This window comes from Pseudomonas sp. C 49-2, assembly GCF_003970195.1.
Classification (GTDB): domain Bacteria; phylum Pseudomonadota; class Gammaproteobacteria; order Pseudomonadales; family Pseudomonadaceae; genus Aquipseudomonas; species Aquipseudomonas canadensis.
Genome location: NZ_RXYG01000002.1, coordinates 247,230 through 262,948 on the forward strand (window position 1 = coordinate 247,230; position 15,719 = coordinate 262,948).

The 15,719-nt window shown below is 60.2% G+C and carries 10 protein-coding genes and 1 pseudogene; 5 read left to right on the plus strand and 6 right to left on the minus strand.

The annotated features are described in order from the left end of the window. Positions 1-63: 63 nt before the first annotated feature. Positions 64-711 (plus strand): peptide-methionine (S)-S-oxide reductase MsrA, encoded by a 648-nt coding sequence (gene msrA / locus EJ576_RS04660; RefSeq protein ID WP_126569653.1) that lies wholly within the window; start codon positions 64-66, stop codon positions 709-711. A gap of 196 nt (positions 712-907) precedes the next feature. Here the strand turns inward: msrA and EJ576_RS04665 are convergent, their stop codons facing one another. Beyond that, positions 908-1,744 (minus strand): 23S rRNA (adenine(2030)-N(6))-methyltransferase RlmJ, encoded by an 837-nt coding sequence (locus EJ576_RS04665; protein ID WP_028615462.1) that lies wholly within the window; start codon positions 1,742-1,744, stop codon positions 908-910. A 174-nt stretch (positions 1,745-1,918) separates the two neighbouring features. On the opposite strand from EJ576_RS04665, the gene EJ576_RS04670 reads away from it, so the two are divergent. After that, a complete protein-coding gene (locus EJ576_RS04670) occupies positions 1,919-3,196 on the plus strand; it encodes an O-acetylhomoserine aminocarboxypropyltransferase/cysteine synthase family protein (RefSeq protein ID WP_126569654.1) in 1,278 nt (425 codons plus the stop codon). Here the strand turns inward: EJ576_RS04670 and EJ576_RS04675 are convergent. From EJ576_RS04675 to putP, 3 genes are all read right to left on the minus strand, one after another. After that, positions 3,182-3,865 (minus strand): DUF4123 domain-containing protein, encoded by a 684-nt coding sequence (locus EJ576_RS04675; RefSeq protein ID WP_126569655.1) that lies wholly within the window; start codon positions 3,863-3,865, stop codon positions 3,182-3,184. The genes EJ576_RS04670 and EJ576_RS04675 overlap by 15 nt on opposite strands. Before the next feature lie 21 nt (positions 3,866-3,886). Further along, positions 3,887-5,848 (minus strand): type VI secretion system tip protein VgrG, encoded by a 1,962-nt coding sequence (locus tag EJ576_RS04680; protein WP_126569656.1) that lies wholly within the window; start codon positions 5,846-5,848, stop codon positions 3,887-3,889. Between the two features lie 205 nt (positions 5,849-6,053). Continuing rightward, the gene (gene putP / locus EJ576_RS04685; protein WP_028615458.1) at positions 6,054-7,538 is read right to left on the minus strand and encodes a sodium/proline symporter PutP; all 1,485 of its coding nucleotides are present in this window, start codon (positions 7,536-7,538) and stop codon (positions 6,054-6,056) included. Between the two features lie 460 nt (positions 7,539-7,998). Between putP and putA the strand changes: the two genes are divergently transcribed. Both putA and EJ576_RS04695 read left to right on the plus strand, forming a co-directional pair. Then, positions 7,999-11,952: a trifunctional transcriptional regulator/proline dehydrogenase/L-glutamate gamma-semialdehyde dehydrogenase gene (gene putA / locus EJ576_RS04690; RefSeq protein WP_126569657.1), complete on the plus strand. Its 3,954-nt coding sequence runs from the start codon at positions 7,999-8,001 to the stop codon at positions 11,950-11,952. A 204-nt stretch (positions 11,953-12,156) separates the two neighbouring features. Continuing rightward, positions 12,157-13,959: an acyl-CoA dehydrogenase gene (locus tag EJ576_RS04695; protein WP_126569658.1), complete on the plus strand. Its 1,803-nt coding sequence runs from the start codon at positions 12,157-12,159 to the stop codon at positions 13,957-13,959. Here EJ576_RS04695 and EJ576_RS04700 read toward each other — a convergent pair. Both EJ576_RS04700 and EJ576_RS04705 read right to left on the minus strand, forming a co-directional pair. Next, complete coding sequence (locus tag EJ576_RS04700; protein WP_016977202.1) at positions 13,956-14,249, minus strand: cell division protein ZapA; 294 nt, start codon at positions 14,247-14,249, stop codon at positions 13,956-13,958. The two genes, EJ576_RS04695 and EJ576_RS04700, sit on opposite strands and share 4 nt — an antisense overlap. Beyond that, a complete protein-coding gene (locus EJ576_RS04705; RefSeq protein ID WP_122730516.1) occupies positions 14,246-14,476 on the minus strand; it encodes a hypothetical protein in 231 nt (76 codons plus the stop codon). The genes EJ576_RS04700 and EJ576_RS04705 overlap by 4 nt, the downstream gene beginning before the upstream one ends. Positions 14,477-14,820: 344 nt before the next feature. Here EJ576_RS04705 and EJ576_RS30155 point away from each other — a divergent pair. Beyond that, positions 14,821-15,477 (plus strand): annotated as a pseudogene (locus EJ576_RS30155) (MCP four helix bundle domain-containing protein); the annotation flags it as partial. Positions 15,478-15,719 lie beyond the last annotated feature (242 nt).

Consider the following 15,719-nt stretch of genomic DNA (forward strand, 5'->3'; position numbering starts at 1 on the left):
ACACTCGGGCACACTGGTTGTCTGAATCTTTACTGCTAACTCAACCTGACGAGAGGACTGATCATGGTCTTGCGCTCGGAAATTCTGGTGAACAAAAACGTGCTGCCTACCCAAGAACAAGCTCTACCTGGCCGTGAAACCCCGATGAACCTGCCGGAGACGCATTTCGTCAACGGCAACCCGCTGCTGGGTCCATTCCTGGACGACGTCGGCTTTGCGATCTTCGGTCTGGGCTGCTTCTGGGGGGCCGAGCGCCGGTTCTGGCAGCGCGATGGCGTGGTCAGCACCGTGGTCGGTTACGCCGGCGGCTACACGCCGAACCCGACCTACGAAGAAGTCTGCTCCGGCCTGACCGGCCACAGCGAAGTGGTACTGGTGGTGTATGACCAGGCCAAGGTGAAATACGAAGATTTGCTGAAGATGTTCTGGGAACTGCACAACCCGACCCAGGGCATGCGCCAGGGCAACGACATCGGCAGCCAGTACCGCTCGGTGATCTATGCGACCACGCCGGAGCAATTGGCGGCAGCGCAGGCGAGTGCCGAGGCTTATCAAGCTGAGCTGACCAAAGCCGGACTGGGTGCGATCACCACGGAAATCGAAGAAGCGCCGACGGTGTATTTTGCCGAGGCGTATCACCAGCAATACCTGGCGAAGAATCCGCAGGGCTATTGCGGGATTGGCGGCACGGGCGTGACCTGCCCGATCTGAAGCCATTTTGTGGTTACACCGATTCCCTGTGGTGAGCGAGCTTGCTCGCGCTGGGGCGCGAAGCGGCCCCAACAAGGCCGCTACGGTTTTTCTGATAGACCGTGGTGACTGGTTTTGGGGCTGCTACGCAGCCCAGCGCGAGCAAGCTCGCTCACCACAACAGCCCGCCCCCCCGCAAATTGATCAGCGTTGCTGACTACTCAGCGATGAGCCAATCCATCTGCCACCCACCCTGGGTCTGGCCCAGCTTCTTGGACAGCCACGGCAGCAGCTCACGCAACTCCTCTTCCAAACCCCACGGCGGGTTGGCGATCGCCAGGCCCGAGCCGGTCAGGGTGTTGGGTGTGTCCAACGGATGCACCAGCAACTCCACACGCAGCAACTTCGGCGCACCGGTGCCGGCCAAGTCTTGGTAGAAACGGCGCAACATGCGTTGGTCTTTCACCGGGTACCAGATGGCCGCGACGGTCTGGCGCATGCGGCTCACGGCTTCCTTGAGGGAAGCGGCGCAGCGTTGCATCTCGTCGAGTTTCTCGAACGGTGGATCGATAAGCATCAGCGCACGCTTTTCCGGCACCGGCAGCAGGGCACGCGGTACATGCCAGCCTTCGCCCAAATGCACCTTCACGCGGCGATCACCCTTCATATTGTCCTTGAGCAGCACACCGTCTTCCGGGTGTTTTTCATTGAGCAGCACACGGTCCTGGGGACGAGTGAGGCGTCGCGCCAACTCCGGCGAACCTGGGTAGTAACGCAACTCGCCATCCGGGTTCATCTCATGCAGCACGCGCATGTAATCGGCTGTCAACGGCGGCAGGTCGCTTTCGCCCCAAAGGCGCGCGATGCCTTCCAGATATTCACCGGTCCGATTGGCCTGGTCGCCCTGCAGATCGTACAGGCCGATCCCGGCGTGGGTGTCGAGGTAGGCGAACGGCTGCTCCTTGCGCGACATCAGGGCGATGAGGCGGGTCAAGGTCAGGTGTTTGAAGACATCGGCGTGGTTGCCGGCGTGAAAGGCGTGACGATAATTCATGGTTGCTCCTGCGCAGGAGGCGAAGTTTACCTTTTACGCGGGCGTTGGTGCAGTGCGGCGTGCCGGGCGGTGCTTATGTCGAAAAGGCAGGTGTGCACCTGAAAAAAGTCTAAATGTTGGTGAGGGCGCGGATTTATTGTGGCGATCCACACGCCAGGGAGGTCCACCACCATCATGAAAGACGCCACCATCGCATTGCACCACGGCTTCCAGTCGGACCCGACCACCAAGGCCGTCGCCGTGCCGATCTACCAGAACGTCGCGTTCGAGTTCGATAACGCCCAGCACGGCGCCGATCTGTTCAATCTGGACGTGCCCGGCAATATCTACACACGGATCATGAACCCCACCAATGACGTGCTGGAACAGCGCATCGCCGCGCTGGAAGGCGGTATCGCGGCCCTGGCGGTATCGGCCGGCAGCGCAGCGATTCACTATGCGATCCAGACCCTTACGCGAGCGGGCGACAATATCGTCACCACCCCGCAGCTCTACGGCGGCACCTACACCTTGTTCGCGCACTTGCTGCCCAGCTTTGGCGTCGATGTGCGTTTCGCCCGTGACGACTCGGCCGAAGCTATCGCCGAACTGATCGACGGCAACACCAAATTGGTCTACTGCGAAAGTATCGGCAACCCGGCGGGCAATATCGTCGACCTGGAAGCCCTGGCCAAGGTCGCCCACGCGCGTGGCGTGCCGCTGATGGTGGACAACACCGTGGCCACGCCGATCCTGTGCAAGCCGATCCACTTCGGCGCCGATATCGTGGTGCACTCAGTGACCAAATACATCGGCGGCCACGGCAATTCCCTGGGGGGCGTAATCGTCGACAGCGGCACTTTCCCCTGGGCCGACTACCCGGAGAAATTTCCCGGTCTCAACAACCCAGAGCCGGCCTATCACGGTGTGGTCTACACCGAAAAGTTCGGTCCCGCCGCCTTCATCGCCCGCGCGCGTACCGTGCCGTTGCGCAACACGGGCGCGGCGTTGGCACCGATGAATGCCTTCCTGCTGCTACAAGGCTTGGAAACCCTGGCCCTGCGCATGGAACGTCATACTGAAAATGCCTTGAAAGTTGCGCAGTTCCTCCAAGGTCATGCCGAGGTGGAATGGGTCAGCTACGCCGGCTTGCCGGATCATCCACACCACGAACTGGCGCAGAAATACCTGCAGGGCAAACCCTCGGCGATTCTCTCGTTCGGCCTCAAAGGCGGTTATGCCGCCGGTGTGCGCTTCTACGATGCGCTGCAAATCTTCAAGCGCCTGGTGAACATCGGCGACGCCAAGTCCCTGGCGTGTCATCCGGCGTCCACCACCCACCGGCAAATGAACGAGCAAGAACAAGCCAAAGCCGGCGTGAAGCCGGAAATGATTCGCCTGTCAGTGGGCATCGAGGCGATTGAAGACCTGATCGAAGATCTGCAGCAGGCGCTGGGTTCAACTCAACTCTGAAGCCAGGTAGTCCGCCAAACCCTGATGGCTGACATCCCGGCGGCGCGTGAAATAGGCGACCTTATGCCGCAAGGTCGTCGGCACGAATGCGGTGTAAAGGTCGGGCCGCTGCTCTTCGAGCCCTTGCAGGAGGTTATCGATCAGGGTTTGGGGCGATTGCTCGGCCAGATGTTGCAGTAAAGGCGCAGGCACTCGCCACCACGGGCTCGCCTTGGCGGCTGTGACTGGGCCAGAAGTGACGGTCAGCGACTGGCCATTGATCACGTAGCGCTGGAACATCGGCAATAGCTCATCGCCCGACTGCTGAAGAATCGGCAGGAATTGAGCACCATCCCAGAACCGTAAGAACACATCCTGACCATCGGGCAGGTAGACCTTGGTCAATCCTTGCAGGTGTGCAATCACGGTTTCCAGTGGATGGGTCGATATGGCCAGCCACCCCCAATCCGTGGCATCAGTGCAGGCGGCCCATTCCAGGAAAGGACTGCCCGGCTCGACGATGCCTACATAGGGCATGACCTCGTCCCATGTCGCATAGGCCGTGCCGGCCCATACGGGTTGCGGCGGGGCCCCGACGGCGAGCGCCCGCCAAGCGTCAAGGGGTTTGGCGTCGCTGGCAGCGCTCAGCACTGCAAACAGTTGTTCGCCAGGCAGCAAAGGTTGATGCATCTTCGTAAATCCCTTTAAAAGTCAGATGGGGCCGCACTGGCCGTTTTTGCAACGCTCGCACTCTTCGCAAAACGGCGCGCTGCGCTTGAGGCTGGCCACCTGCACGCGGCTCAGCGGAGCAGGAATCACCGCCAGCAGTGTTTCCTTCAGTCCAGGCGTTAACGGCGCTGCAGTAACAGCGGGCGCACTGCCAAGCTGGATCGGCACACTGCTGAAAATCCCGCCCGCAGACAGCGTGATCGACTGCCCGCCTGCCTGAATCGTGACAGTTGCGCCACCATCGATCACAACGCTTTGCCCCGCGCCTATCAGAATGGCCTGCCCTGCCCTTACCTGCCGAGAGCCGCCAACCATCAAGTGGTCGTCTCGCTTCAGGTCAGTCAGGCGGTTGCCATGGGTAATGCGCAGCTCCTCGCCCTGCAGTTCGTGATGCGACTCACCGTCCACTTTTACCCGAAGGTCATGCAGCACGTGTTGGGTCCAGTCCCGCTGGGCACGCAGGTAGATTTCCTCGGCCCCCTTGCGGTCCTCGATGCGCAACTCGTTGTAGCCACCACCACCGGGGCTGCTCTGGCTGCGGAAGATGCTGCGGGTCTTGTCCGCAGGCAGATCGAGGGGCACCTGGGCGGCCGCATTGGGTAGGCAGCCCATGACCAGCGGCATATCCATGTCGCCATTAACGAAGCCTACCAACACTTCCATACCGACCCGAGGGATCAATACCGCCCCATATCGATCATGCGCCCAGCCGCTGGCAACCCGCAGCCAGCAGCTGGAATGGTCGTTATGTTCCCCATCGCGATCCCACGCCAACTGCACCTTGACCCGGCCGTATTCGTCGCAATGGATTTCGCTGCCGGCGGGACCGGTCACCACTGCGTTCTGGTAACCCGATATTTGAGGCCGGGACATAATCTGAGGTGTTCGAAACGCTACGTCCCAAGGCGTTACAACAAATTCATTGCTGTAGCCTTGAGGCGACTCATCGCCAACAGACTCCTCAAGCACTTGAGGTTGGTGCCCTACATGGTGCAACTGGGTAATCAGCCACAAATCATTCCATTCCTGACGAGGATGCCCAGTCATTTTCAAGAACTGCCCAGTGACCAACGCCGGCTGGTCGCTAGCGCCGCTGGCCTGACGGTAATCGCTGCGATGACGCTCCAGCAGGCGTTGCGCCAGGTACTTACCACGCTCACGATCCGTGAAGTGCCCAGGGTAGCGCTGGTCGTCCAGGGTGGGCCGCAGCCGACTGGACACTTCGCTTTCCAACGTCAGGCTAGGCTTTTTGAAATCGTAATCCCGCAGGCTCACACCGGTGGTACGAGTCTTCAGCCGCAGAATAAAGCGCTTGATCGCTGTCTCGTCGGCAACCATCCCGGTACCAGGCGAATACGGTGTGGATTGATCAGGCCGCGCAAAAACACTTTGATCGTCGCCAAACACCAACAGGTGACGCTCAGGGTTGTGCTGGAAGTGATAGTGAATGCCCGATTCAGCACATAGACGCTGAATGAACTCCAGATCGGTTTCGCCGAACTGAACACAGTATTCACACTCGGGATACTTGCCGCTCAGTTGAAACGCGAAGGCATCACTTTGGATAGCCTGAGCTTGCAATACCTGCGCAATGATCTCGGGTATGGTTTTTTTCTGGAAAATCCGCTGGTGAGTGCTGTGTTCCAGATAAGCCAGCTGCGGCACCAGGGTGATCTGGTAACGGGTAAGGCGCCTGCCCGAATCGCCTTGCGCCACCCGATACACCAAGCCATGAATACCATGGCCATGAGCGTCAAACCCCAGGAACGCTTGACGATGTAGCAGGCTCTCAAGGTCTTGATCGGACTGTTCGCTGACCAACTCAAGGTCAAAGCGAAAAGGCAGGCTGATGAACTCATCCCCCACGAACCCGTGGACCTGGAATTCACTGGGCTCCCCGTCGAGGGTCAGGGTAAAGGCGCTTTGGTTGGCAGGAGCGAACATCCGGTGTTTCTCTGCGGGGGGTGGGCTGCCGATTTTGCATCACCCTTGCGACCTGCTGAGCACTCGCCAGGAAAATCAGTAAAACCCTACGTGCGCACGTCCGAATTTTCTTAGGACCGACATAAATCACACGTAAAAAAAAGGCCCGCAATCCGTAGGACGCGGGCCTTTCTTTCAACTCACTTGGCGCTAAACACCCAGCGAATTACTTATTGAGGTTGTAGTCTTTTTCCGCAGCATCAAAACGCTCGACCATACCGGCAGTCGGTGCGCCCATCTTGCTCACGAAGTAGATCGCCAGGCTGGCGAAGATAAAGCCTGGGATGATTTCGTACAGGCCCAGCAATTCGAAGTGTTTCCACACAATCACAGTGATCGCGCCGACCAGGATACCGGCCAGTGCGCCGTTGCGGGTCATGCCTTTCCAGATCACCGAGATCAGCACCACAGGGCCGAATGCGGCGCCGAAACCGGCCCAGGCGTAGCTCACTAGGCCCAGTACGCGGTTTTCCGGGTTGGCAGCCATGGCGATAGCGATCAGTGCAACCAGCAGCACCATCAGGCGACCGACCCATACCAACTCAACTTGGGACGCGTTTTTGCGCAAGAAGGTCTTGTAGAAGTCCTCGGTCAAAGCGCTGGAGCACACCAACAGTTGGCAGCTCAAAGTGCTCATCACCGCCGCCAGGATGGCCGACAGCAGCACGCCGGCAATCCATGGGTTGAACAGCAGCTTGGCCAGCTCAATGAATACGCGTTCGTGGTTTTCGGTCACAGGACCTGCCACTTCCGGATGCGCCGAGAAGTAGGCAATACCGAAGAAGCCCACCGCCACGGTGCCGCCCAGGCACAGGATCATCCAGGTCATGGAAATGCGACGAGCCTTGGCAATCGACTTCACCGAATCCGCCGCCATGAAACGCGCCAGGATGTGCGGCTGGCCGAAGTAACCCAGGCCCCAGCCCATCAGCGAGATGATGCCGATGAAGGTTGTGTTTTTCAGCATGTTGAAGTTGTCAGGGTTCTGGGCTTCGATCGCCAGGAACGTGGTGTCGACGCCACCGGTGGCCAGCAGCACGATGATCGGCGTGAGAATCAGCGCAAAAATCATCAGCGTGGCTTGTACGGTATCTGTCCAGCTCACGGCCAGGAAACCACCGACGAAGGTGTAGGCAATGGTCGCTGCAGCACCGGCCCACAAAGCAGTCTCGTAGGACATGCCGAAGGTGCTTTCAAACAGGCGGGCGCCGGCGACGATGCCGGAGGCGCAGTAAATGGTGAAGAACACCAGGATCACCACGGCGGAGATGATCCGCAGCAGGCCGCTTTTATCTTCGAAACGGCTGGAGAAGTAATCCGGCAGGGTCAGGGCGTCACCGTTGTGCTCGGTCTGGACCCGCAGGCGACCGGCGACGAACAGCCAGTTGAGGTAGGCACCGACGATCAGGCCGATGGCGATCCAGCTTTCCGACAGGCCAGACATGTAGATCGCGCCCGGCAGGCCCATCAACAACCAGCCGCTCATGTCGGAAGCGCCGGCCGACAAGGCAGTCACCACGCTACCGAGGCTGCGACCGCCCAGGATGTAGTCGGAAAGGTTGTTGGTGGAGCGATAGGCCATGAAGCCGATCAGCACCATTGCTGCGATGTAGATCACGAACGTGATCAGGGTTGGATTACTAACGCTCATAAGAGTGACGCCCTGGCTTTGTTTTTATGTAGCAACGGTCTGTCAGACTGCCACCCACTGGAAGTAGGTAGACGTAGCTGCGTGCCGCGCATTTATGACTGACGTTTCCCCAGGAAAGCCGTCAGCCGATGAACCGAACTTTCAAAGTGGTTGCACCTTGGGCGCGAATGCTATTCAACAAAGCAAATAAGGTGCAACCAGTTTCGTGAGAATAAGTTGCACCTTGATATGTTTTGTGGAAAACGCCCTGTTTTTGCTCCTTTTCGGAGCAAGAACAGCCGATCTCAGAAGCAAACGCACCAAGGCAGAGCGGAATCCGTCGGCGGTGTCTTTTTTTCCCGATCACGATCGAAAATTTCCTGAATAAAAAGGGTTGCACCCGGTTGCACCTCTGCATGCGCAAAGCTAATCTTGCCGCCAGCTAATGCCACTCGGTAGTGGCACCCATGAGGATAAGAAAATGGCTACGACCACCCTTGGGGTCAAACTCGACGACCCGACCCGCGAGCGCCTGAAGGCTGCCGCGACCTCCATTGATCGCACGCCGCACTGGCTGATCAAGCAGGCGATTTTCAATTACCTGGAGAAACTGGAGGGTGGTGCAACCCTGTCCGAACTCAATGGTTTGAGCAGCAAGGACGCCGACGATGCAGGCGAGGTCCAGACCGACCACGCCCACCAGTGCTTCCTTGAGTTCGCCGAGAGCATCCTGCCGCAATCCGTATTGCGCGCCTCGATCACCGCCGCTTACCGCCGCCCCGAGCCGGAAGTGGTGCCGATGCTGATCGAACAGGCTCGTCTGCCGGCCCCGATGGCCGAAGCCACCAACAAGCTGGCCGCGTCAATCGCCGAAAAACTGCGTAACCAGAAAAGTGCTGGCGGCCGTGCCGGTATTGTTCAGGGCCTGCTGCAGGAGTTTTCCCTGTCGTCCCAGGAAGGCGTGGCACTGATGTGCCTGGCCGAAGCGCTGCTGCGCATCCCGGACAAGGGCACTCGCGACGCACTGATCCGCGACAAGATCAGCACCGGCAACTGGCAGCCGCACTTGGGCAACAGCCCGTCGCTGTTCGTCAACGCTGCTACGTGGGGCCTGCTGCTGACCGGCAAACTGGTCGCCACCCACAACGAAGCAGGCCTGACCTCGTCCCTGAGCCGCATCATCGGCAAGAGCGGCGAGCCGATGATCCGCAAGGGCGTCGACATGGCGATGCGCCTGATGGGCGAGCAGTTCGTCACCGGCGAAACCATCGCCGAAGCCCTGGCCAACGCGAGCAAGTTCGAAGCCAAGGGTTTTCGCTATTCCTACGACATGCTTGGTGAAGCCGCGCTGACTGAACACGACGCGCAGAAGTACCTGGCCTCGTACGAACAAGCCATCCATTCGATCGGCAAAGCCTCCCACGGCCGTGGGATTTATGAAGGTCCGGGTATCTCCATCAAGCTATCGGCCCTGCACCCGCGCTACAGCCGTGCGCAGTACGAGCGCGTGATGGACGAGCTGTACCCGCGCCTGCTGTCCCTGACCTTGCTGGCCAAGCAATACGACATCGGCCTGAACATCGACGCCGAAGAAGCCGACCGTCTGGAGCTGTCCCTGGACCTGCTGGAGCGCCTGTGCTTCGAGCCACAACTGACCGGCTGGAACGGCATCGGTTTTGTGATCCAGGCCTACCAGAAGCGTTGCCCGTATGTGATCGACTACGTCATCGACCTGGCGCGCCGCAGCCGCCATCGCCTGATGATCCGCCTGGTAAAAGGCGCGTACTGGGACAGCGAGATCAAGCGCGCCCAAGTTGAAGGCCTGGAAGGCTATCCGGTCTACACCCGCAAGGTGTACACCGACGTTTCCTACATTGCTTGCGCACGCAAACTGCTGTCGGTGCCGGAAGTCATCTACCCGCAGTTCGCCACGCACAACGCTCACACGCTGTCGGCCATCTACCATATCGCCGGTCAGAACTATTACCCCGGCCAGTACGAGTTCCAATGCCTGCACGGCATGGGCGAACCGCTGTACGAGCAGGTTGTAGGCAAGGTTGCCGATGGCAAGCTGAACCGTCCGTGCCGTGTGTACGCTCCAGTCGGCACCCACGAGACACTGCTGGCTTACTTGGTCCGTCGCCTGTTGGAAAACGGCGCGAACACCTCGTTCGTCAACCGCATTGCCGACCAATCCATCTCCATTCAGGAGCTGGTGGCCGATCCAGTGGCCAGCATCGAGCAAATGGCCACGCTGGAAGGCGGCTTCGGCCTGCCGCACCCGCGCATTCCATTGCCGCGTGACCTGTACGGCAGCGACCGCGCCAATTCGGCCGGTATCGACCTGGCCAACGAACACCGCCTGGCGTCGTTGTCCTGCGCCTTGCTGGCCACCGCTCACAACAACTGGAAAGCTGCGCCGATGCTCGGTTGCGCCTCCAGCGAGCAAGCGGCGGCGCCGGTACTGAACCCGTCCGACCTGCGTGACGTGGTCGGTCATGTTCAAGAAGCCACCGTCGAAGACGTCGACAACGCTATCCAGTGCGCCATCAGCGCCGGTCCGATCTGGCAGGCCACCCCGCCCGCCGAGCGCGCCGCCATCCTGGAACGTGCCGCCGACCTGATGGAAGGCGAGATTCAGCCACTGATGGGCCTGCTGGCCCGTGAAGCCGGCAAGACCTTCGCCAACGCCATCGCCGAAGTGCGTGAAGCCGTAGACTTCCTGCGCTATTACGCGGTGCAGGCACGCAACGATTTCACCAACGACGCCCACCGCCCACTGGGCCCGGTGGTGTGCATCAGCCCGTGGAACTTCCCGCTGGCCATCTTCAGCGGCCAAGTCGCCGCCGCATTGGCCGCCGGCAACCCGGTACTGGCCAAGCCGGCCGAACAAACTCCGCTGGTCGCCGCGCAAGCCGTGCGCATCCTGTTGGAAGCCGGTATTCCGGAAGGCGTGCTGCAACTGCTGCCGGGCCAGGGCGAAACCGTGGGTGCCCGCCTGGTGGGTGATGATCGCGTCAAAGGCGTGATGTTCACTGGCTCTACCGAAGTGGCGCGTCTGCTGCAACGTAATGTCGCCGGCCGCCTGGACGCCCAGGGCCGTCCGATCCCGCTGATCGCCGAAACCGGTGGCCAGAACGCGATGATCGTCGACTCCTCCGCGCTGACCGAACAAGTGGTTATCGATGTGGTGTCCTCGGCCTTCGACAGTGCCGGCCAACGCTGCTCGGCCCTGCGTGTACTGTGCCTGCAGGAAGATTCGGCAGACCGTGTCATCGAAATGCTCAAGGGCGCCATGGCGGAATGCCGTCTGGGCAACCCTGAGCGCCTGTCCGTCGACATCGGCCCGGTGATCGACGCCGAGGCCAAGGCCGGCATCGAGAAACACATCCAGGCCATGCGCGACAAAGGCCGCAATGTGTATCAAGTGGCGATTGCCGACGGTGAAGAGATCAAGCGTGGCACCTTCGTGATGCCGACCCTGATCGAACTGGAAAGCTTCGACGAGCTGCAACGGGAGATCTTCGGCCCGGTGCTGCACGTGGTGCGCTACAAGCGCAAAGAGATCGACCAGCTCATCGGCCAGATCAACGCTTCCGGCTACGGCCTGACCCTGGGCGTGCACACCCGTATCGACGAGACCATCGCCAAGGTGATCGACAACGTCAATGCCGGTAACGTCTATGTGAACCGCAACATCGTCGGTGCCGTGGTTGGCGTGCAACCGTTCGGCGGCGAAGGCCTGTCGGGCACTGGCCCGAAAGCCGGTGGCCCGCTGTACCTGTACCGCCTGCTGTCGACGCGCCCTACGGATGCCATCGAGCAATCCTTCGTACGCGGCGACGCATTGGCCGCGCCGGACGTGCGCCTGCGCGATGCCATGAGCCAGCCGCTGACCGCCCTGAAATCCTGGGCCGACAGCAATAAGTTCAGCGACCTGAGCACCCTGTGCAGCCAGTTCGCCGCGCAATCGCAAAGCGGTATCACCCGCCAACTGGCCGGCCCGACCGGCGAACGCAACAGCTACGCCATCCTGCCCCGCGAGCACGTACTGTGCCTGGCGGAAGTGGAAGGCGATCTGCTGACGCAACTGGCGGCGGTACTGGCCGTGGGCGGTTCGGCGGTATGGCCGGAATCTGACCTGACCAAGGCCTTGTTCCCACGCCTGCCGAAGGAGATTCAGGCGAAGATCAAGCGCGTGGCCGACTGGAGCAAGGACGACGTAGTGTTCGACGCGGTCTTGCATCACGGTGATTCCGATCAATTGCGTGCGGTGTGCCAACAAGTGGCCCAGCGTGGCGGGGCGATTGTCGGGGTGCATGGTTTGTCGCAAGGCGAGACCGCGATTGCACTGGAACGCCTGGTGATTGAGCGGGCGTTGAGCGTCAACACGGCTGCGGCGGGCGGTAACGCCAGCCTGATGACCATCGGCTAACTGCCTGACGAAATGCGGTAAAAAATGTGGGAGGGGGCTTGCCCCCGATAGCGGTGGATCAGCCAATGCACTTGGTGACTGACACATCGCCATCGGGGGCAAGCCCCCTCCCACATTTGCCTGTGCATCACCCAAATCAATCTTGCTATTCACCCTCCATTCGCACACTTAGACTCAGGCCAATTCCTCCAAAGGTAAGCCGCCATGTCCGAGACGCTGCTCAGTTCCCGCAATCTGGCTTTCGAGCTGTACGAAGTCCTCGATGCCGAGGGCCTGACCCAGCGCGAGCGGTTTGCCGAACACAATCGCGAAACCTTCGATGCGGCCATCAGCACCGCGCGTAACATCGCGGAAAAGTACTTCGCTCCTCACAATCGCAAGAACGACGAAAACGAACCGCGCTACGAAGACGGCAAGGCCATCCTGATTCCGGAAGTGAAGCCGGCGGTGGATGCGTTTCTGGAAGCCGGCTTCCTCAACGCAGCCCGCAGCTTTGAAGCGGGTGGCATGCAACTGCCGACCCTGCTGTCCCAAGCCTGTTTTGCGCACTTCCAGTCCGCCAACGCGGCATCCACTTCCTATCCGTTCCTGACCATGGGCGCCGCCAACCTGATCGAAAGCTTCGGCACTGAGGACCAGAAACAACGCTTCCTGCAACCGATGATCGACGGCCGTTTCTTTGGCACCATGGCGCTCACCGAACCTCACGCCGGCTCATCCCTGTCAGATATTCGTACACGCGCAGAGCCAGCGGCTGACGGTACTTACCGACTCAAGGGGAATAAGATCTTCATTTCCGGCGGTGATCACCCGCTGTCGGAAAACATCGTGCACATGGTGCTGGCCAAACTTCCGGACGCGCCGGCCGGGGTTAAGGGCATTTCGTTGTTTATCGTGCCCAAGTTCCTGGTCAACGACGACGGCAGCCTGGGCGAGCGCAACGATGTGTTGCTGGCCGGGCTGTTCCACAAGATGGGTTGGCGCGGCACCACGTCCACTGCGCTGAACTTCGGCGATAACGGCAATTGCATCGGCTATCTGGTGGGTAAGCCGCACCAGGGTTTGAGCTGCATGTTCCAGATGATGAACGAGGCGCGGATTGGCGTCGGTATGGGCGCCGTCATGCTCGGTTACGCCGGCTACCTCTACTCCCTGGAATACGCCCGCGAACGCCCACAAGGCCGCCTGCCCGATAGTAAAGATCCCACGACCGCGCCGGTCTCGATCATTCAGCACGCGGACATCAAGCGCATGCTGCTCACCCAAAAATCCTACGTAGAAGGCGCCTTCGACCTCGGCCTCTACGCCGCGCGGCTGTTCGACGACACCACCACCCTGGCCACCGAAACCGAACGCAAACAAGCTCACGAACTGCTGGACCTGCTCACGCCCATCGTCAAATCCTGGCCGTCGGAGTTCTGCCTCAAAGCCAACGAACTGGCGATCCAGATTCTCGGCGGCCATGGCTACACCCGCGAATACCCTGTGGAGCAGTATTACCGTGACAACCGCCTGAACCCGATCCATGAAGGCACCCACGGCATCCAGTCCCTGGATTTGCTCGGGCGCAAACTGGCGCAGAACGGCGGAGCGGGCTTGAAGCAACTCATCAGACTGATCGCCGAAACCGGCGCCCGTGCGCAGGAATACCCGAGCCTTACCGTGCTGAGGGAACCCTTGGAACAGCTGGTCAACCGCCTGCAAACCGTCACCATTGGTCTGCTGACGGATCTCGCCCACGGCAAGGTCAGCAGCAGCCTGGCGAATTCGGCGCTGTACCTGAAGGTGTTCGGGCATACGGTAATTGGCTGGCGCTGGCTGGAACAGGCGATTCGCGCCGAAGCAGGCTTGGCCAAGGGTGATGCGGCGGATGTGGCCTTCTATAGAGGCAAGCTCCAGGCTGCCCGGTACTTCCTGACCTGGGAAGTGCCGAGCTGCCATCATGAACTGGCAATCTTGGAGGCCCGCGATGACACGTGCCTCGGCATGCAAGATGAGTGGTTCTAAGGCGTTCCGATCGCCTTGGAAATCACATCGACCGTGGCGCTGACTTGCTCTTGGTAACGGTCGAGTTCCTGCTGGTGCGCCTGCTGCATTTCGATCTGCTCGGCGCACAGGTTCAGCGCCGCCAGCACCAGTAGCTTGTCACCGATCAGGGTCGGGTACTTCTTCTTGGTGGTGGCCAGGGACGCCTTGAGCAGGGTCACGGCGTGCATCAGGGTTTTCTCTTCCCCGGCCGGTGCCTTGATCGAGTAATCCTCTCCGAGAATCGAAACGACCTTTATCCCTTCACTCATGCGCCGACGGGCCCTGCGCTCACACGCTCAACCAGCGCCTGGATACGCGCAGCGGTGGCACCGTGCTTTTCTTCCTGTTCCATCAGGCTCAGTTGCAGGCTGTCGTTCTCGTCCTTGGCGCGGGCCAGTTCGGCCTTGAGGGATTCGTTGGTGCCCAGCAGATCCTGGTTCTGCTGTACCAGGTCGCTGACCAGTTGTTCCAATTGGCTGAGGGATGCTTCTAACATTTTGATTTCTCGGGCTTTTTAAAAGGGCGGTGACGATAAAGAAAATTCACCTCGGATGCCAGGGTTATCCCCGGCGCGCAGCCCGATTTTTAAGGGCCGGGCCGCACTTTCGAGCCTTAGTGACTGCATTTACCGGATCTGGTTCCTGAATCGATCAAACCCCTCGTCAGATGCGACAAAACCGCACACGCCCCTTTAGACTTTAGTCGTACGACCGATAAAGAGGGACACCCCGTCTGATGGCCGCACGGATCGCGCATCTCCCCCAGGATTCCCGCATGTCGCTTCGTAATATGAATATCGCTCCGAGGGCCTTCCTCGGCTTCGCGTTTATTGGCGCGTTGATGTTGTTTCTCGGTGTGTTCGCCCTGAATCAAATGAGCAAGATACGCGCCGCCACGGAAGACATCACCCTGTCCAGCGTGCCAAGCATTCGTGCCCTCGATGAGTTCACCCAACTGACTCTGCGCCTGCGGGTGCTGTCGTACCGCCTGCTGACCAACCGCGAGCCGGAGGTCCAGCAAAAAACCCTGGAAGCCTTTGAGCTGCGCAATCAGCAGATTCGCACGGCCCAGGGCATCTACGAAAAACTCATCGAGAGCAGCGAAGAGCGCTCGACCTACGACGAATACGTACGCCTGCTGGGCCAGTACCATCAGATTGAAGAGCGCATGAAGAGCCTGTCGCGCGCCAATCAAGTGGAAGAGCTGCGCACCCTGCTCAACACCGAACTGCTGAGCAACTCCGAGCAGGTCAACGCCGTGCTCACCCGCCTGCTGGACATCAACAATAAGATGGCCCTGGCTACCAATAAAGACGCCGAAGACCAATACAACATGGCCTTCAACATGGTGGTGAGCCTTCTGGTGATCGCCACCCTGCTGACACTGCTGTTTGCGTGGCTGCTGACCCGCAGCATCACCCTGCCCATCTCCCAGGCCTTGGAAGCAGCCGAAGAAGTGGCCGAAGGCAACCTGACGCGCCCGATCAAAGTCGACGGCAACGACGAAGCCGGGCGCCTGTTGGCGGCCATGGCCAAGATGCAGGACAAACTGCGCGACACCCTGCAACGCATTGCCGGGTCCGCGACCCAGCTGGCGTCGGCTGCCGAGGAACTGAACGCCGTCACCGACGAAAGCGCCCGTGGCCTGACCCAGCAAAACAACGAAATCGAACAAGCCGCCACGGCGGTGAACGAGATGACCAGTGCCGTCGAAGAAGTCGCCCGCAATGCGGTGAGCAC

What these genes read in the sequence shown, in the direction of transcription:
- msrA (WP_126569653.1), top strand. Translation starts at nt 64, where the DNA reads ATGGTCTTGCGCTCGGAAATTCTGGTGAACAAAAACGTGCTGCCTACC.
- EJ576_RS04665 (WP_028615462.1), bottom strand. Translation starts at nt 1,744, where the DNA reads ATGAATTATCGTCACGCCTTTCACGCCGGCAACCACGCCGATGTCTTC.
- EJ576_RS04670 (WP_126569654.1), top strand. Translation starts at nt 1,919, where the DNA reads ATGAAAGACGCCACCATCGCATTGCACCACGGCTTCCAGTCGGACCCG.
- EJ576_RS04675 (WP_126569655.1), bottom strand. Translation starts at nt 3,865, where the DNA reads ATGCATCAACCTTTGCTGCCTGGCGAACAACTGTTTGCAGTGCTGAGC.
- EJ576_RS04680 (WP_126569656.1), bottom strand. Translation starts at nt 5,848, where the DNA reads ATGTTCGCTCCTGCCAACCAAAGCGCCTTTACCCTGACCCTCGACGGG.
- putP (WP_028615458.1), bottom strand. Translation starts at nt 7,538, where the DNA reads ATGAGCGTTAGTAATCCAACCCTGATCACGTTCGTGATCTACATCGCA.
- putA (WP_126569657.1), top strand. Translation starts at nt 7,999, where the DNA reads ATGGCTACGACCACCCTTGGGGTCAAACTCGACGACCCGACCCGCGAG.
- EJ576_RS04695 (WP_126569658.1), top strand. Translation starts at nt 12,157, where the DNA reads ATGTCCGAGACGCTGCTCAGTTCCCGCAATCTGGCTTTCGAGCTGTAC.
- EJ576_RS04700 (WP_016977202.1), bottom strand. Translation starts at nt 14,249, where the DNA reads ATGAGTGAAGGGATAAAGGTCGTTTCGATTCTCGGAGAGGATTACTCG.
- EJ576_RS04705 (WP_122730516.1), bottom strand. Translation starts at nt 14,476, where the DNA reads ATGTTAGAAGCATCCCTCAGCCAATTGGAACAACTGGTCAGCGACCTG.